Raw genomic sequence first — 18,261 nt, 5'->3', positions numbered from 1 at the left:
ACCACCTCCACATATGGCCACTAACAACGATCACGGATTATAACACTGCATACGGTATCTCCAAGCTTCAACCCCAATTTCTTGATCTGGCGGTCAATTTGCGGACCAAGACTTCGGTTTACCGATAGGTCCAGCGGGCTCATATTCGAAATATCGTCTGCGCCGCCGAGTTGCAAGTCGACGACATGGTCGATGTCAGATCCTGCGGGAATTTCCCGGCCCGCCGCTCTCCAAACGTCGGCAGCGCTGGTCGTGCCGCGAGCTTCAGCAGCATTCGTCACGACCAGCCTGTCCGCAGCATTCAATGCCGCGACTTTTTGGTCGGCCACTGCGCGTTGCTCCGCATTCCAGCTCGACTTGTATTTGAGCTCGATGACCGGCCCGCCGCAGTTGTGGACCAGTACCGGCATGTCGCCCGCGAACACATAATACGTGTGCAACTGGTCGATCGTCAGGTCGTAGGTGGCCTCCGTCGAGTGATACGGGGTGACCTCCTCGACTGTCGCCTCGCCGCCGTCCGCGGTCTGCAGATGGTCGCCCGCCTGCAGGTTCACCGCTTCCACGAACGCACCGCGTGTCACGTCATAGAACGGGTGGTGATACGTCGTCGTCAACGTCGCCGGCGCAGCCGAAGCCGTCGCCGCGCCGCCCGTAACGACCGCCGCGGCAACAGCCAGGCCCGCCACCACACGACCCACCGCGCTTCGGCCCCGGCTCGGCTTCACCTTCAAGTCCACGAAGTCGTGGTCCGTCTGGGTCACGATCACCCGATCGACCGAATGCGCTTCCACACCGGCCTTACCCGGCTGCGAGTTCGCGACCCGGTCGCCGACCTTCACTGACGAAATCGGCTTCGAAGTGCCGTCCGCCAGCAGCACCTTCGTGCCTGCGAGGAAACTGTGCGCCTCGGCTGTCTCACACTTCGAAGAAGGAGCTTCCTCCTCCGCCGAACTCCGGCCCCGCGCCCGCAAACCACCCAACGCCCCGAACGCCGCACCACCGACACCACCGGCCAGCGCCCCGGAACCCGCCGCCGACAGCGCACCACTCACCGAACAGCTCCGGCCGCAGTTCATCCCATACCCGGCCAGCGCCGTCACACCGCCGCTGATCGCCCCCGAGCCCGCACCCACCAGACCCTGGGTCGCCACCTCCGGCAGAACGCCGTTCAACGCATCCGACACCAGCTTGCCGCCCAGCGGACCAGCCAAACCGGCACCCAAAGCACCACCAAGCGCACCCAGACCGACAGCCTCGACCGCGCCAACCGCCGAGCAGTTGTGCGCCTTCGAACAATCCATCCCGTACGAAACCGCACCACCGACCGCGCCACCGATCGCCGCGCAGCCCACCGCGCCGATACCCAACGTCGCCGCCGTACACGCCGCACCGACCACCACACCCGCCGCGATACCCGCGATCGTCGACGCGTGGTCCTTCACGAACGTCGCCACGTGCGACGCCGCCGACGCCGCCGCGTGACCGACCGCTACCGCCGCCGTCGCCACCGCGTGGCCCACTGTCTTTGCCGCCGACACGGCCGCGTGGGCCACCGCCTTCGCCGCGTGCGCCACCGCATGAGCCGCCGTCTTCACGACTTTCGCCACCGCGTGATACGCGGTTTTCACCACATGCACGGCCGCGTGATAGACCTTCTTCGCCACCCTGACCACGGCGTGATAGGTGTTGCGGACCACTCGCGCCGCCGCGTGGTAGACGTCGCGGACCACGTGGTAACTCGCCACCGCCACGTGCACGATCGGCTGGACCACGTACGTGTTCACGAAGTGCGCCGCCGGCTGGATCACCTGGTGGTAGACGAACGACGCCGCCGGCTTCACGAAGGTGTCGCCGATCCAGTCGAACAGGCCGTGGCCGGACGGGTCCGTTCCCGTCATCGGGTTGTCGTCGACGTAGGCGAACTTGTTCGCCTCCATCGGGTTCGGCACCGGGCTGTTCGACACCGTGTCCCGGTTCATGAACTGCCCGACCGCCGGGTTGTACCAGCGCGCCGCCATGTTCACGTTGCCCGTCGACTGGTCCGTCCAGCCCGACTGGTAACCCAGCCGGCCCTTCCCGTTCGCCGACGCCAGCACGTTCCCGAACGGGTCGTAGGCCGTCGACCCGGCCAGCGCGGCCCCGGTCGCCGTGAACGTCCCCACCACGTCGGTGTGCTGGTCCACGAAGGCGAACGCACCGCTCCCGCCCGACGCGATCCCGACCAGGCCGCCGCCCGGGTCACGGCTGTAGGTCGACGAGCCGTCCGACGCGATCGTGTTGCCCATTCCCGAGAACGAGAACGTCGTCGTCGCGCCCGACGCGATCGTCGTGTCGGTCAGGTTGCGACCCAGGGCGTCGTAGCCGAAGTTCTGCGTGCCCTGCACGGCCATCTGGCCGAACGCGTCCGAAGAGGACACCAGGGTGCCGGTCGACGACGCGCGCTGGCGCAGCGTTCCCCGCGCGCTGTAGCTGTAGGTGTTCGACCCGTCCGACGTCAGTTCGTTGCGCGCGTCGTAGGTGTACGTCGACGAGCCCACCTGGGTCCGGTTGCCCGAAGCGTCATAGCCGTAGGCCACCGTGCTGACGCCGTTGTTCCACGACGCCAGCCGGTCGGCCAGGTCGTAGGTGTAGGTGTTCGCCGCCGTACCCGCGAACCCGGCGGTCGTCTTCGACGTCAGGTTGCTGTTCGCGTCGTAGCCGTAGGTCACCGACGCGATCGCCGCTCCCCCGGCCGTCTTGAGCGCGTCGCCGGTCAGGCGGTGCAGGCCGTCGTAGGAGAACGTCCGCGCGTTGCCGGTGCCGTACTTCACCCCGCTGACCTGGTTGAGCGTGTTGTAGCTCAGGGTCTGCGTGCCGCCGGTGGCCGCGTCGGTGATGGCCGAGAGCCGGTCGGCGTTGTCGTAGCCGTACGACGTGGTGCCCGCCGCGTCGGTGCGCGAGGTCATCAGGCCCTCGGTGTTGTAGGCGAACGACGACGATCCCGCCGATCCGCTCGCCGTCAGCAGCCCGCCGCGGTCGTTGTAGGTGAAGGTCTCGCTGGAAGCCGCCTGGTGGTCCGAGTGGCCGGTGACGCCCGCTTCCGCGGTGGCGGCCGAGGTCATCCGGCCGCCGGGGTCGTAGCCGAACGTCCGGGTCGCGGTCGCCGCGTCGGCGCCGCTGCCGGACTGGCTGACCAGGTTCCCGTCGTCGTCATAGCCCGCCGACACGGTCACCCCGCCCGGCTGAGTCTGCGTGACCGGGCGCCCCGCCGCGTCGTAGACCGAGGTGAAGGTCCGGTCTGCGTCGGCGGTGTAAGCGGCCGTGGCCGGTTCGACCAGGGCCTCCGGCAGGTTCCAGGAGTTGAAGCGGGTGATCGTCGGGTTGCCGCGGCCGTCGGTGAACCGGGTCCGGTTGCCCGCCGCGTCGTAACCGAACGACGTCGTGATCGACGCCGTCGCCGAGACCGGCTGGATCTCGCTCGCCAGGCGGTTCCCCGCGTCGTAGGTGAACGTCCGCGCGGTGCCGCGTCCGTCCACACTGGACGTCAGGCGCCCGCCCGCGTCGTAGGTCGCCGACGTCTGCTGGAGCGCCGCGCCGGTCGCGTCCTTGCGGGTCATCTGCACCGGACGGCTCGACTGGTCGTAGGCCGTCACCGTCGAGGTGCTGTCGGCGGCGGTGACCGACGTCCGCTCCCCGAGGTAGCTGTACCCGTACCGGGTGGTGTTCCCGGCCGGGTCGGTGACCGACGTGGTCTCCCCGAGGGCGTTGTAGCCGTAGGACGTCACCGCGCCGGCCGGCGTCGTGGTCGACGCCAGGTGCGCGCCGCCCGGGTTGCTCGCGGAGGCGGCGTAGGAGTTCGTCGTCGTCGCGGTCAGCGTCGAGGGGTAGCGTTCGAACGCCGTCGACGTCAGCGGCCGGGACAGGAAGTCGTAGGTCGCCTCGGTCCGGGCGCCGTTCGCGTCGACGACCGAGAGCCGGTCGCCGTTGGTGTCGAACGTCGACACGGCCTTCGCGCCGGACGGCTTGGTCACCTGGGCCAGGTCGCCGAGCTGGTCGTAGGCCAGGGTCGTGACGTGGCCGAGCGGGTCCTTCTCGGCGACGACCTGCCCGAGCTTGTCGTACGTGCGCACGGTCGTCGCCGTGACCGGCGAGCCGCCGCCGGGCGGGGTGTAGTTCGGGTTGGTGACCGAAACCGGCTGCCCCTCCGCGTCGTAGACGGTCGTCACCTGGTTGCCGTCCGGGTCGAGCGCCTCGACCGGCTCGCCGAAGGTGTTGTACCCGGTGGTGGTGACCGGGTGCACCGCGGTGGCCGGGCCGCCGTTCGTCTCGGTGTTCACAGTCGGCGCGGTGGTCACCACGGGCTTTCCGGCCTCGTCGTAGGCGTACGACGTCGTGTTGCCGTTCGCGTCGGTCATCGACGTCGGCAGCCCGCGCTGGTCGACGGCCCAGGTCGTCGTCTCCACCGTCGACGAGGCGACGGTGCCGCCGTTACGGCCTCCATTGTAGACAGTCGTGACGTCGGCGGCCGTCAACGCCCGCGAGTAGGCCTGCACGCTGCCGACCTGGCCGGTGGCGTAGTTGCCGTTGGCACCGAGGTACCAGCCGTGGCCGATCACCAGCGGGCCGCCCGACGCCATCGGCGACGGATCGGTGGTGCTCCCGGCCGCCGCGCCGTTGACGTACAGCGTCATGGTGCCGGTGCCCGAGTCGTAAACCCCCGCGAGGTGCGTCCACACCCCGGCTTGCGCGTCGGCCGACGACTCCGCGCGGTAGGCGGTGGCGTTGGACGCGTCGGTGCCGAACCGGGAGAACGACCACTTGTGGCTGCTGCCGTCGTACTCGAGGTAGAGGCCGCTCATCACGGCGCCCTTCTGGACCACGTACGTCTGGAACGCCGAGCCGAGCGTGGCCGGCTTGACCCAGGCGGACACGGTGTAGCTCGCCGCGGTGTTGAGCACCGGCCCGTTGGTGGCGATCTGCGAGCTCGTGCCGTCGAGGGTCGCGGCACCGCCGGACCACGTGACGGCCGAAGCCGCGGCGGTGTTGCCGGTCCCCGAGGAGTCGGTGACCGTGGTGCCGGAGGTCTGGTTCAGCTTCCACCAGCCGACCGGGTGCCCGGTCCCGTCCGCGGCCACCGACCGGGAGGTGAGCACGCCCATCGGGTCGTAGGAGGTGCTGACCGTGCGGCTGCGGCCGGACGGGTCGGTCTGCGTGCTCGTCGCGACCTTGTCGTCCGGGGTGTAGGACACCGACGTCGTGCGCGCCGCGCCGGCCGGGTCGTCGACGGCCTGGGACACCCGGCCCGCGGCGTCCACAGTGGACGTCGAGGTGTTCGCGCCGTTCCCGGTGACCTTGCCGACGAGGTTGCCGGCCGCGTCGTAGGTGTTCGACTCGGCGACGAACGACTGCGTGCCGGCAGGATCCTTCTTCGTGACCGTCGCGGTCAGCCCGTTGTCGGTGTAGGTGTAGGCGGTGACGTTGCCCATCGAGTCGGTTTCGGACGCCAGCCGCCCGGCCGGGTCGTAGGCGTTGGACTTCTGGGTCACAAACGTCGCGGGCTTCGGGTCGGCGGGGTTGCCGGTCGACCAGAAGCCCTGGGTGAGCAGCCGGCCTTCGCCGTCGTAGGTGAAGTCGGTTTCGGTGCCGTTGGCGTCGGTCTCGCTCTTCTTGTTGCCGTAGACGTCGTAGGCGTAGGTGGTGACGTTGCCGTTCGCGTCCGTGGTGGACGCGACCTGGTCCTTGTCGTTGTAGGTCGAGCTCGTGGTCCGGGCGGCGTCGCCGCCGGTGCTGTCGGAGACGGTCTGGGAAGTGATGCTCCCGTCCGCGTTGTAGACGCTGGTGGCGACGGCGGTGTGCACCGCCCCGGTCACCCGGTCGGTCACGGCGGGGTCGGTCTGCGAGACGACCTGGTCGTTGCTGTCGTAGGTGTAGGACGTGACCAGGCCCGCCGGGAAGCTGTCGGAGACCGCCGTCTTCGTCAGCACCCGGCCGAGCGCGTCGTAGGTCAAGCGGGTGACCAGGCCGTCGGCGTTGGTCGTGCTCGCGACGTCACCGTTGTGCAGGTACGCGATGCGGTTGACCGCGCCGCCGGGCGAGGTCGTCTTCACCGGCAGCCCGGCGGGGACGTTCCCGGAGTCGGCCGCGGGGAACGCCGACGTGCCGTCGCTGTAGGTGATCGTCGTGGTGCGCCCGTTCGGGAAGCCCGGCACCGGCGGCGTGGTGACCGTGGTGCGGTTGCCCGCGGTGTCGTAGCCGAACGTCGTCAGGTAGGCCGGATCGGTCGCGCTCGACGACCGCGGGTCCCGCGAGGTCAGCATCAGGTCGTTGCGCGCGTCGGCCGTCGTCAGCTGCGCGGTGGTGTCGTCCGGGAAGTACGTCGAGTACGACGTCGAGCACCTCTCGGCCGCCTGGTCCTGGCAGGTCGTCTGCGAGACCACGTTGCCGCGGACGTCGTGGCCGACGGTGACCACGTTGCCGTTCGGGTCGGTGGTGGTGTGCAGGAAGCCCGAAGTGTCGTAGCCGTAGGTGGTGCGCTTCCCGTTCGTGTCCGTTTCGGACACCTTGTGGTTGCCCGCACCCGGTTCGTACTGCTGCACCGACGTCTTGCCCGCCGGGTCGGTGATGGTCGACGTCGTGAGCGGCGCGAGGCCCTGGGAGTTGCCCGCGGCCAGGAAGTGCTGGGTGGCCTGGGCGGCGGTCAGCGCCGAGCGGTAGTAGGCGACCTCGCCGATCGAGCCGCTGAAGTAGTTCCAGGTGTTCCCGGACGGCGCGGCCGGCCACCCGTTGCTGTTGTAGACGCCGGCGCCGGCGAAGTTCAGCGGGTCGGAGTTGAAGATCTGCGCGGACAGCGTGCCGATCTGCAGGCCGTCGAGGTAGAGCACCTGGCTGGTGTTCGCGCCGCTGAGCACGACGTGGTGCCACTTGCCGTCGTTCACCTTGCCCGGCGAGGCCATGCCCGCGACGGAGTTGTCCCAGAAGTGCCCGTGCAGCTTGCCGTCCGTGCCGACGTACAGCACCGGCATCGCGCCGCCGGACGGGTTCGCGGCACCCAGTGCCGAGTTCCCGGTCGAGAACAGCGTGCCCGCCGCGGTCGACGTCGTCGAGAACCACAGCTCGACCGACGCGGTGGTCGACGCGTTCACCAGGTGGTCGGGCAGCGTGACGCCGCCGACCGTGCCGGGGAACTTCGCCGCGGTCGAGTCGGTGAACGGGCCGGTCACGCCGAGCGTCGCGTTCGTGTAGGCCGACGGCCGGTAGTTGACCTCACCCGCGGGCGAGGCGGTGCCGGGCGCGTCGGCGAGGCGCTGGTAGAGCTCGGGCTGCGAGCCGAGGACGGCACCGCGGTAGACCTGGCTCGACCCGCTGACGGCGAGCGGCGCGTACTTCCACGTGCCGCCGTTCTCGTCGCCGATCTGCGTGACCGCCTGGGAAACCGGGTCATAGGACACGGTCGTGTGCACCGCGCCGGACGGGCGGGTGATCGAGGTGAGCAGGCTCGCCTGCTGCTTGCCGGCCTGGTAGAGCGGCATCTCCTGGACGCCGGGCACGGACCGGTCCCAGATGCCGACGTCGGCGATCTGGCCGTTGAAGAAGGTCGCGGTGCCGGGCTGGCCGCCGTGGGACTGGTCGGGCCAGGCGTTGCCGAGGAAACCCGCGCCGATGAAGCGGTTCTGCGGGCCCATCGGCACGATCGCGCCGACCGATTGCCCGACGAACTGGCCGTCGAGGTACATGCCCTGGCTGGTCGAGGAGTGCGTGAACACCACGTGGTGCCAGGCGTTGTCGTTGACCGGGTTGGCCGTGGTGATCGTCTTGTCCGTGCCGCCGGTCCAGTACTCGCCGACCAGCTTGCCGTCGTTGCCGACGTACAGCGCCGGCGTGTACTGAGATGCGGGGCTGGTCGCCTCGCTCAGCGGCATGGTGCTGTAGGAGAACAGGACGCCGTTGGTGGCCGCGGTCTTGAACCACATCGACACCGACATCGTGTTCGGCGCCGAAGCGTCCGCCCGCGGCAGCTGCAGGTACGACGACGTGCCGTTGAACCCGGCCGCGGTCGCCGCGGACCCGGCCAGCGGACCGCCCTGGCCGAGCGTGACGTTGTGGTAGGTGGCCGCGTCGGTGCCTTCGTTGGCGAGCACGGCGCTGGCCGCGGTCGTGCCGGTTGTCTCGGCCAGCGGCCAGAACGAGTGCGGGCCGAGGTCGAGGATGCTGGTGCGGTACGGCGAGCCGGACGTGTAGCCGTACTTGGTGCAGGCGGTCGTCGTGCCGGGCGGGCAGACGGCGGTGAGCTGGTCCCCGGCGTAGCTGTAGGTCCAGGTCAGCGGCGCGCCCGCGGTGACGTCGTCGGTCGAGACCGACGCGACGTGCGGGCTCGTCGCACCCGCCGGCGTGGTCCAGGCCAGGTGCAGGGCGCGCCCGGACACCGCGGACGTCAGCGCGGCGGGACGGCCGCCGGACACGGTCAGGTTCACCGTCCGCCCACTGGCGTCCGCGATGGACGACAGCTGGTAGACGCCGGAGCCGAGCGCCTGGGTGAACGTGTAGACGGTGTCGTTCTTGTCGGTCAGGCTGTATCCGCCGGTGACCGCCTTGAAGGTGGCGAACCGCCCGGCCGGCGGGGAGAAGGTGCCGTCGGCGTTCTTGCCGTACCCGACCTCGGACCCGTCCGGATAGGTCACCAGCACGCTCACGACCGTGCCGGAGCCGTCGAAGTCGTACTGCTCAGCGGCACGCGCGTCGAACACGCTCGACCAGCCCGCGCCGAACGCGCCGGTGGACCGCGGGTCACGCGAGTTGTAGTTGCGCACCACCGAAAGCGCCGGCCCGACGGTGCGCACCTCGGCGTCGGTCGCCGACGTCGTGTAGTTGCCGATGCTCGGCTCGACACCGTGCACACCGGTGTTCTGGGACAGCGACGAGGTCACCAGCGGCTGGTCGACCGAGACGGTGAGCGGGTTCCACGGCGGGTCGGCCGAGTAGGACGAGCCGTCGTAGGCCTGGACCGCCCAGTAGTAGGTCTGGTTGTACTTCAGCTTCCCGGCCGGCACCCGCCAGGTGCCCTCGTTGACCAGGCCCGAGTCGGCGATGGTCGTGCCCGCCGAGTCGGCGACCTGGTAGCGGTACTTCAGCGCGCTGGGGCCGGCGTCGATGTCGTGGGCGGTCGCGAACAGGAACGGCACCAGGCTCGTCGTCGTCCCGCCCGCACCGGGGAAGGCCGAGTCGATGACCGGCGGCACGTTCCCGCTCGTGGTCAGCGACAGCACCGGCTGGTAGCCGGCGTTCATCAGCCAGGAGTCGAACTGCTTCCAGTGCAGGGAATCGTTGGTCGCCGCGTACACGGCGAGGCCGTAGTCCGACGCGGACCCGTTGGCCCAGTTGGTGAACGTCGCCGTCGACAGCGGGACGTTCACCCAGTCGCCCACCGTCCGGTCGGCCGCGCGGTTGGCGCACGCGTTCGGCACCGACGGGGTGACGTTGCCGATGCTGGCGCCGAAGGACGGCCCCGGGTACGCGCTCACCCCGGCCGGGGTCCACGCCTGCGTCACCGGGGCGACGTCGAGGCGGGCCGCGGTGCAGGTCGACGCCCAGGTGTCGAACAGCTTCAGCGTCGCGGAACTGACCGTGACCTGGGAACCGTCGAGGTCCTTCGGGAACTGGAGGAACGTGTTCGCCGAGTCGGGGCCGGAGTTGTACGACCCGATCTTGACCGTCTTCTCCATCGAATGGTCGCCCGGCGCGCCGATCTCCGCGTACGTCGAAGACGGCGTGTCGGTGAAGGTCGGGTCGACGGTCACCGGGAACACCCGGGCCGGGTCGGCCAGCCACTTCGGGTCCAGCGTGATCTTCAGCGCCGGCTTCCCGGCGGCCGTGGTCAGCTCGTACCCGACCGCATAGGTGGTGGCCGGGACGCCGGAGACCGGATCGACCTTCGCGTCGAAGGCGTAGCCGCGCGGGATCCGCTGCCGGATCGCGCCGGCCCCGTCGAGCAGGCTCACCGAGCCGTCGGCCTCGAGCCGCGGGGTGAGCCCATCCAGGGCCAGCGGGAACACCCACGAGTTCGCCGCGGCCGCCGAATGCAGGACGAGGGATTCCTTCAAGCCGGTGGTCGTGGGCTCGAGCGTGACGTCGGTGCCCGGGAGCGCGCCGGGGTAGGTCGCGGCGTGGCCGTCGACCCGGGGCTTCACGGCGTGGGCGTCCTGGAGCCCGTACGAGATCGTGTGGCCGTTGTCGACGGCCAGCTTGGCGAGCGCCGGATCGGCCGCGTCGGCGGCGAAGTCCACGCTCAGGGAGTTGGCGGTTTCGTGCCAGCGGCCGTCCTGGCCGCCGCGCACGGTCGTGTCGATCGGCCGCCAGCCCCACGGGCCGTCGGCGAAGTTGACCGGGCCGCGCGTGTAGTCGCGGGTGACCGAGCCGTCGGCGTTGGTGAAGTAGTTCATCGTCGCGGTCGACTTCGCCGCGTCGCGCCGGCTCGTCGCGGGATCGAAGCCCCGGGAGGCCACGCCGCTCGGGCCCGGGTTCACCTTCGTGCGGTGGCCGTTGTCGGCGGGCAGCTCACCGCGTCCGGTGCCGGGCGTCTTCCCCGCGCCGCCGGTGGCCCGGGTCGACGCGGCGCTCGCGTCGTGCCCCTTGCCGTCGGCCGTGCCGGCCGCCTGCCGCGGCGTCGCGCCCCAGTGCGGGGAACCGGAGAACAGCGACCCGAGCCACGAGCCCAGCTCCGCGACCGGCAGGTGGCCCGGCGCCAGCTGAGCCGCGTCGGCCTGCCCGCTGCCCAGCGACAACCCCAGTCCCAGCAGAATGGAGGCAGCACAAAATCTCGCGGCGCGACGACGCACGGGTCCCCCTCGATGTCCATCCCCGACGAACGGCGGATGAGTTCACCACATCGGCGGCCGTCCGGAAAAGACTGCGAAAGCACGGAATCCTGAGAGGACGGACACGTCCGACTCGGGTGAAAGCCTGTCAAAAAGGACGAACGAGGACCAAATTTTCAGTGCCCGGCGGCGTGCGCGGCCTCCCGGACCGCCCCGGCGACGTCTTCGCGGACGTGCCCGCTCACCCCCACGGGGGAGACGTTGGCCGCCGGGTGCCCCGAGGCGCCGACGATCACGAACCGGATTCCGGGGTGCGCGGCCGCCTGCGCGAGCGCCACGGCGGTGCCCGGCTGCCCCACCGTCACGATCACGTCACAGCGGCGCTGCACCAAGGAGTTCAGGTAGGGGAGGTAGTTCGCGTCGGTCGCCGGTCCCGCCGCGGCGAGGTAGGAAACCTTGATCGCGGTGTCGGCGGACGCGTCCTGCAGCCCGGCCCACACCGGTGCGGCGCCGGGGCTCGCCAGGCCCTGTTCCCCGGTGAGCAGGCACGCCGAGAAGTCGGCGTAGACCCGCGCCCGCGCGGGCGGCAGACCGTCGTCCCCGCCCGAGGGCCACCACACCACCAGGGCCACCACGCCCACGACGACGGCACCGGCTGCCGCGACCACCCACCCACGCCGCACGAGACCCCTCGCTCCCGCGCCCGGTCCCGGGCGCACCCCGGTAGTGTGCCGGGCACCGGGCGCCCGCGGCCAGGGCGGGTCGGCTACTTCGTGCCGGACGGCGCCGTGGTCACGACCCCCTCGCCGAACCGGATTCCCTTGGCCTCCTTGCCGATCGCGGTCAGGACGGCGACGGCGATCAGCCCGGGCACGACTGTCCACACGAGAGCCGAGGGGTACCCGTGGGACTCGGCGATCGCCTGCTGGATCGGCAGGTTCAGCGCCGCCAGCAGGTTGCCGAGCTGGTAGGTCACGCCCGGGTAGAACCCGCGGATCGCGTCCGGGGACATCTCGGTCAGGTGCGCCGGGATCACGCCCCACGCGCCCTGGACCATGATCTGCATCAGGAACGAGCCGAGCGCGAGCATTCCCGCGCCGTGGTCGATCGCGAAGATCGGGACGACCGGGAGACCGAGCACCGCGGCCGTCACGATCGTGCGGCGGCGGCCCAGCCGTTCGGACAGCGTGCCGAAGGTCAGCCCGCCGATGATGGCGCCGACGTTGTACAGCACCGCGATCCACGTGCTCGTCGACGCGCTGAGCCCGGCGCCGCCGTTCTCGTGGGCCTTGAGGAAGCTCGGGTAGACGTCCTGGGTGCCGTGGCTCATCCAGTTGAACGCCGTCATCAGCAGGATCAGGTAGCCGAAGCGGCGGATCACCTTCGGGTTCAGCAAGATGTCCTTGACCGACGTCCGCGTCAGCTTCAGCTTCTCCCGCGCGGCCTCCCAGACCTCGGACTCCCGGACCCGCGCCCGGATCAGCAGGCTGATCAGCGCCGGGAAGATGCTGAGCACGAAGATCCAGCGCCACTGCAGGCCGAGTGCCGAGTGGAACAGCAGGTACGCGAGCGCCGCCAGCAGGTACCCGATCGAATAGCCGACCTGCAGCAGGCCCGAGAAGAACCCGCGGCGCGCCACCGGGATCTTCTCCATCGCCAGCGCCGCGCCCAGGCCCCACTCGCCGCCCATGCCGACGCCGTAGACGAACCGCAGGACGAGCAGCACCGTGAAGTTCGGGGCGAACGCGCACAGCAGACCGGCCACCGAGTACAGCAGGACGTCGGCCATCAGCGGGATGCGCCGGCCCACGCGGTCAGCCCACAGGCCGAACAGGAGGGCGCCGACCGGGCGCATCACCAGCGTCGCCGTCGTGATGAACGCCAGCTGCGTCGCGGTCGCCCCGAACGACTTGTCCTTGGCGATGTCCGCGAGGACGAAGACGACGAGGAAGTAGTCGAAGGAGTCCATGCTCCAGCCGAGCAGCGCCGCGAGGAAGGAGTTGCGCTGGTCGGACGTAAGCGCTTTCTTCGCCGGTGCGGGTTCCGCCTGCCGATCCGTCACGTTCGCCCCGTTCCGTCGGTTTCCCACCGGAATGCCTCAGGCACGGTTTAGCACCCACCGCCCGGGGCGGGCAAGAGCGTCAGAGCGTGACGCGGGTGCGGACGCGGCGGCCGACGTCCCGGGCCCAGGCCTTGATCCGGTCCCAGTCGCGGAAGTCGCCGGCGCGCTGCCCCGACGCCATCAGCCGCGGGATCAGGCCGCGTACGGTCGCCGGGTCCAGCCGGCCGCCGAACGTGGCGGTGCGCTCCGCGTCGATGCGCGCGGCCAGCAGCGCCACGTTCGCCGGCAGGCTGACCTGGTGGGTCGCCGCGCCCGGGCCGCACGGCCCGCTGTGGAACAGCCAGACCGGGCGCTCGGCGAGCGCCCGGGCGTTGCGCTCCAGCAGCCGGACGGCTTCCGGCCGCCACCGGTGGTAGTAGAGGGCGCTGCCGATGACGACCGCGGCGTATTCGCCGACCCCGGCCACGTCGGTGGCATCGCGCACGTCCACGGTCAGGCCGGATTCGCCGAGCTCGGCGGCGATGACCTCGGCGATCTGCCGGGTTCCGCCGTGCCGCCCGGCGTAGGCGACGAGGACTGCGGTCATGGCTCCATTGTCGGCCCTTCCGCGCCGGACTGCGCCATGGGGCGGTCACGATCCGCCGAATGGGCGCTTTCACGTTGCTCTTCGACAACAGGCCTGGCGCTCAGCCCGGCGGCAGGAACGCCGGCCGCTGCGCGGGGTCGGGCTCGTCGTAGTAGCGGTGGAACACCGCGGTCTGGCCGCTCGACAGGGGCGGGACGATCCAGCTCCAGTCGGCCGGGCACCGGCGGCCGGCCCGCTCCTCGCGCTCCACGTGGGACAGGAACCGGTGCGACTCGGTGTGGTGGTCGGCGAGGGTGACCCCGGCCGCGTCGAACGAGTGCTGGACCGCCAGCGTCAGCTCGACCACTGCCCGGTCGCGCCACAGCGTGCGGTCGGACGCGGTGTCCAGGCCCATCAGCTCGGCGATGGCCGGCAGCAGGTCGTAGCGCTGCTCGTCGGCCAGGTTGCGGGCCCCGATCTCGCTGCCGAGGTACCAGCCGTTGAAGGGCGCGGCGGGGTAGGTGACGCCGCCGATCTCCAGTGGCATGTCGCTGATCACCGGCACGGCGTGCCAGCGCAGGCCCAGCCCGGCGAACCAGCGGTGGTCGGGGTGGGTCAGCGGGACCTCCAGGACGGCGTCCGGGGGCAGCGTGAACAGCCGCGGCTCGCCGGCGGCCGCCTCGACCAGCAGCGGGAGGACGTCGAACGACCCTCTTCGCTCGGGAGGCCGCCAGCCGAGGCTTCGCACCCGCTCGGTGAACTCGGCGTACCGTGGGTCGCCCAGGACCGAACCGTCTTCGAGGCGGTACCCGGCGTAGCGGATGAGCTGCTCGTTGTGGATCCGCGGCCCCGGCGCGTCCGGGGTACCGGGGGCGAAGACGGTGACCGTCGGGCGGATCCGCCCGCCGCGGGTGGCCTGGCGGAGGTGGGCGACGCACTCGCCGGCGATCGCGGCGGGCTCGGTGACCCGGCGCCGGTCCCGGATCCGGAGGCCGCGCCAGTACAGCCTGCCGATGCAGCGCGCCGAGTTGCGCCACGCGACGCGCGCGCCGTAGGCCAGTTCGGCCGCGGTGTGCCGGTAGGTGCCCGTTTCCGCGATTTCCGCGCGCACCTGCGCCAGCCGGGTCTCGAACCGGTCGCCTTCTTCGGCGGCGCCTTCGGCGAACATCCGGTCCAGGAATTCCTCCGCTTCCGCGGAATTGACACTCTGCTCCCCCGAGACGCGCTGAGGGCAAAGCGAGATCGGGGCCGTCACCCGCTCGGGTGTAACCGTCATCGCGTTACCCCACTCTCCGAAATCGTGATCTGCAGCCCGACGAAAAGGTTCACCGTTCCTCCGATGGTCGCCACGACGCCATGACCGGAAGTTCCCACTGCCCTGGGACTTCCGGCCAGGCGGGCGAGGATACCTCACGTCCCGCAATTCTCCGCCACCCCGGCGAGGTCTGGAAAATGACCACTACCAAGCGTTATTCGGACATGGCACAACGCATTTTCCGTCAATCGATCACTATGGACACTGAAATTCGCGTGATCCTTTCTCACATCAGACGCCTGCGTCTTTTCGAGGGCATTCGCCGAACGGCCTTTTCCGGCGCCGGTCACCCGTGTATGCGCGCGGCGGCCCCCGGCGTTAGAGTCGGGTGATCGGCACAGGAAGGACGTTTCGTGAGCGCCAGGCGCATCCCCGTGGTCCTCGTCGCCGGGTTCCTCGGCGCGGGCAAGACGACACTGCTCAACCACCTGCTCGCCAACCGCGAAGGCGCCCGGATCGGTGTGGTCGTGAACGACTTCGGCCAGGTCAACGTCGACGCGCTCGCCGTCGCCGGCCAGGTCGACACGATGGTCTCGCTGGGTAATGGGTGCCTGTGCTGTGCCGTCGACGCGAGCGGGCTGGACGCGATGCTCGGCCGGTTGTCGAGCGCCGAGGCGGGGATCGACGTCATCGTCGTCGAGGCCAGCGGCATCGCCGAACCCCGCGACCTGATCCGGTTGATGATCGCCAGCGAAAACCGCGACATCCGCTACGGCGGGCTGGCCGAGGTGGTGGACGCCGCCGAGTTCGAGGCCGCCCGCGAGCGCCACCCGGAGCTGGCCGACCACCTGCGGCTGGCCGACCTCGTGGTGTTGAACAAGGCCGACCGGGTCCCCGCGGAGACGCTGGCCAAGCTCACCGCGACCGTCGAAGAGCTGGCCCCGGGCCGGCCCCTGCTGGTCACCACGCACGGACGCGTCGACCCGCGGCTGTTCTTCGACCCCGAACCCCGCGGCGAGCGGGCCGGCCAGCTGTCGTTCGACGACCTGCGCGAGGACGACGACCACGCAGAGCACCTGCACGCTAGGTACGACACGGTCACCTTCACGGCTGAGACGCCGTTGGCACCCCGGGCGTTCGTCGGGTTCCTGGAGCGCCGTCCGGCCGGGCTGTACCGGATGAAGGGCCAGGCGGACTTCGGCGCCGGGTCGCGCTTCCACCTGCACACGGTCGGCGGGTTCGTGCAGCTGGAGCGCTCGGCCTGGCCGCCCGGCGCGCCGCGCCGGACGGAACTGGTCCTGATCGGCGCCGGGATCGACACCGGCGCCGTCCTCGCCGAGCTGGCGGGGTGCGTGGCGCCCGATCCGCCGGTGGTCGACGAACGCGGCCTGCTGCACATCCTCCGTTACCTGCCCGACGAGGCCTGAGGCGTCCCGCCACGCCGAAGATCGGCAAATGCGCCGGGGTCCCGCCGGCCGCGACGGACACTGACGGCCATGACGACCACCGCGGTGAGCGCACCACGCTGGTACCTGGTCGGCGTGCTGCCCGAAGACGTCCCCCTGGCCCACCTGATGACCCGCTCCGGAGACCTCCGCTACCGGCGTTCGGCGTGCGGCGCACGGGAGTCCCGCAGCTGGAAACCCCTGGATTTGGCCACGTCCGAGGTGACGCCGTGCCCGGCGTGCGTCGCGACGCTCTCCGGCATCGGCGAAGACCGGGGCCAGCTCGCCCTGGACCTGGAGGTCTAGCCGGTCAGGGTCACAGCGAGCCGCTTCGCGGTGACGAACGGCCGCGCGCTCCGGTCGACCACCGACCTGACCGCGGCCCCCTCGAGCAGCAGCATCAGTTCGTCGGCCAGCTCGTCGGCCGGCGTGTCGGCGCGGCCGGGTGCGGCGCGTTCGAGCTGCGCGTGGAGGTAGCCGCGCAGGGCGGTCTTGTGGTGGCGGACGACCTCGCGGACCGGGTCGGCGGGGTCGGGGAACTCCGACGTCGCGTTGAGGAACGCGCAGCCGCGGTAGCCGTCGCGGGACAGCCATGCCTCGTACGCGTCGAACACCGCCAGCACCCGCTCACGCGGGTCGGCGTGGCCGGCCGTGATCCGGTCGATCTCCGCCTGCCACCGCCGGTCGCGCTCCCGCAGGTACGCGACGACCAGCCCGCTCTTGGAGCCGAAGTTGCCGTAGAGGGCGGCTTTGGTGACGCCCGCCTCGGCCGCCACGGTGTCGACGCCCACCGCGTGGATGCCATCGCGGTAGAAGAGGGTCGACGCGGCCTTGAGCACCTTCGCTCCCGCATCACCCGGACGCGTGCGGCCCACGAACTCCTCCGGACAAGTTGGTCTGGTCTGCTACCTGCGGTGATCCTAGCATTCCTTGACACCATACAGACCTGTCTGTTTAGTGGATGGCATGGTGACCGGAACGGAGGAGAAGAAGACGGGGTGGTGGTCCATCGCCGCGGCGGGCGCGGGCGTGATCGCCCTGTGCTACGGCTTCGCGCGCTACGCGTACGGGCTGTTCGTGCCCCGGTTCAGCGAGACGTTCGGGCTCACGACCACCGCCGTCGGCGTCCTCGGCGGCCTGTCCACGGCGGGCTACGGCCTCGGGTTGCTGGTGTCCCCGGCAACATCCCGCCGATCCGCCCGCGGCACGGTCATCCTGGCCGGAGCCTCGGCCACGATCGGCCTCGCACTGATGGCGGCGGCCCCGGGTGTCGTGGTGTTCGGCGCCGGGATCGTCCTCGCGGGCACCGGCGCGGGTCTCGTCTCGCCCGGGGTCGCCCAGCTGATCGGCGAGACGGTCGGCTCGCCCGTCCGGGCCCGGGCGCAGACCTGGGCCAACACCGGAACCGGGCTCGGGCTGGCCGCGTCGGCGTTCACGCCCCTGCTGGCGTTCGGCTGGCCTGCGGTCTGGTGGGCTTTCGCTGTGATCGGCGCCGGGATGACCGTGCTCGCCTGGCGGACGCTGCCCCGGACACCCTGGTCGCCGGAGATTCCGGAGCTTGCGGAGCCCACCGCCCCCGAAATCACCGCAGCCACCGGCCGCCGGGCGGCTCCGCTCGTCGTCAACTCCGTCCTCATCGGGGCGACGAGCGCGCCGTACTGGACGTTCTCGAACTCCCGGCTCGCCGAAGCCGGGCTGAGCCCGGTGGCCGCGACCTGGTGCTGGGCCACGATCGGCGTGGCCGGGCTGCTCGGTGGCCTGGCCGGACGGGCCGCGGGCCACACCGGGCTGCGGAACGCCAACCTCGCCGCCTGGACCCTGGCGGCCGCCGGCATCGCCCTGCTGGCCCTGCCTCGGCCGGGGCTGGCCGGAGCGCTACTCTCCAGCGCGCTGTTCGGTACCTCCTACATGGCGCTGACCGGGCTGTGCATCCTCTGGGCCACCCGCGTTTTCCCGGCCCGGCCCGCGCGCGGCGTCACCTGGTCGTTCGCCGGGCTCGGTGCCGGGCAGACCGCGGCCTCGCCACTGGCCGGTGCCGCCGGCTCCGCCATCGGGCTGGCCGCGGTGTTCGGGCTGACCGGCCTCGCCGCCTTGCTCGCCTGGAGCCAGCTCACCCCCAGGCTGGCCCCGCCATCGTCCTGAGT

At 70.9% G+C, this 18,261-nt stretch carries 9 protein-coding genes; 3 read left to right on the top strand and 6 right to left on the bottom strand.

The window, feature by feature from the left end; translation table 11 throughout:
- Positions 1-20 precede the first annotated feature (20 nt).
- The 5 genes from A3CE_RS52890 to A3CE_RS0146130 form a co-directional block, all read right to left on the bottom strand.
- Positions 21-10,811, bottom strand: a complete 10,791-nt coding sequence (locus A3CE_RS52890; protein ID WP_125591396.1) for a LamG-like jellyroll fold domain-containing protein — start codon at positions 10,809-10,811, stop codon at positions 21-23.
- A gap of 155 nt (positions 10,812-10,966) precedes the next feature.
- A complete protein-coding gene (locus A3CE_RS52885; protein ID WP_157376801.1) occupies positions 10,967-11,473 on the bottom strand; it encodes a type 1 periplasmic-binding domain-containing protein in 507 nt (168 codons plus the stop codon).
- An 83-nt stretch (positions 11,474-11,556) separates the two neighbouring features.
- The gene (locus A3CE_RS0146140) at positions 11,557-12,852 is read right to left on the bottom strand and encodes an MFS transporter (protein WP_020646917.1); all 1,296 of its coding nucleotides are present in this window, start codon (positions 12,850-12,852) and stop codon (positions 11,557-11,559) included.
- Between the two features lie 79 nt (positions 12,853-12,931).
- Positions 12,932-13,438 (bottom strand): flavodoxin domain-containing protein, encoded by a 507-nt coding sequence (locus A3CE_RS0146135; protein ID WP_020646916.1) that lies wholly within the window; start codon positions 13,436-13,438, stop codon positions 12,932-12,934.
- A 100-nt stretch (positions 13,439-13,538) separates the two neighbouring features.
- Positions 13,539-14,693: a nitric oxide synthase oxygenase gene (locus A3CE_RS0146130; protein ID WP_245589724.1), complete on the bottom strand. Its 1,155-nt coding sequence runs from the start codon at positions 14,691-14,693 to the stop codon at positions 13,539-13,541.
- 392 nt (positions 14,694-15,085) lie between these two features.
- Between A3CE_RS0146130 and A3CE_RS0146125 the strand changes: the two genes are divergently transcribed.
- Positions 15,086-16,099: a CobW family GTP-binding protein gene (locus A3CE_RS0146125; RefSeq protein ID WP_026469516.1), complete on the top strand. Its 1,014-nt coding sequence runs from the start codon at positions 15,086-15,088 to the stop codon at positions 16,097-16,099.
- Positions 16,100-16,168: 69 nt separating this feature from the next.
- Positions 16,169-16,423, top strand: coding sequence for a hypothetical protein (locus A3CE_RS0146120; RefSeq protein ID WP_020646913.1), 255 nt, complete (start codon positions 16,169-16,171; stop codon positions 16,421-16,423).
- On the opposite strand, the gene A3CE_RS0146115 is transcribed toward A3CE_RS0146120, so the two are convergent.
- Positions 16,420-16,992, bottom strand: coding sequence for a TetR/AcrR family transcriptional regulator (locus tag A3CE_RS0146115; protein WP_026469515.1), 573 nt, complete (start codon positions 16,990-16,992; stop codon positions 16,420-16,422). The two genes, A3CE_RS0146120 and A3CE_RS0146115, sit on opposite strands and share 4 nt — an antisense overlap.
- 91 nt (positions 16,993-17,083) lie before the next feature.
- Here A3CE_RS0146115 and A3CE_RS0146110 point away from each other — a divergent pair, with 91 nt between their 5' ends.
- The gene (locus A3CE_RS0146110) at positions 17,084-18,259 is read left to right on the top strand and encodes an MFS transporter (RefSeq protein WP_020646911.1); all 1,176 of its coding nucleotides are present in this window, start codon (positions 17,084-17,086) and stop codon (positions 18,257-18,259) included.
- Positions 18,260-18,261 lie beyond the last annotated feature (2 nt).

It is taken from the genome of Amycolatopsis balhimycina FH 1894 (genome assembly GCF_000384295.1).
Taxonomy (GTDB): Bacteria; Actinomycetota; Actinomycetes; order Mycobacteriales; family Pseudonocardiaceae; genus Amycolatopsis; species Amycolatopsis balhimycina.
Note: the sequence above shows the minus strand (reverse complement) of the source record. Positions and strands in the feature narration are given on the sequence as shown.

Coding starts and splice junctions, on each gene's coding strand:
- A3CE_RS0146135 (WP_020646916.1), bottom strand. CDS start 13,438: ATGACCGCAGTCCTCGTCGCCTACGCCGGGCGGCACGGCGGAACCCGG.
- A3CE_RS0146130 (WP_245589724.1), bottom strand. CDS start 14,693: ATGACGGTTACACCCGAGCGGGTGACGGCCCCGATCTCGCTTTGCCCT.
- A3CE_RS0146120 (WP_020646913.1), top strand. CDS start 16,169: ATGACGACCACCGCGGTGAGCGCACCACGCTGGTACCTGGTCGGCGTG.
- A3CE_RS0146110 (WP_020646911.1), top strand. CDS start 17,084: ATGGTGACCGGAACGGAGGAGAAGAAGACGGGGTGGTGGTCCATCGCC.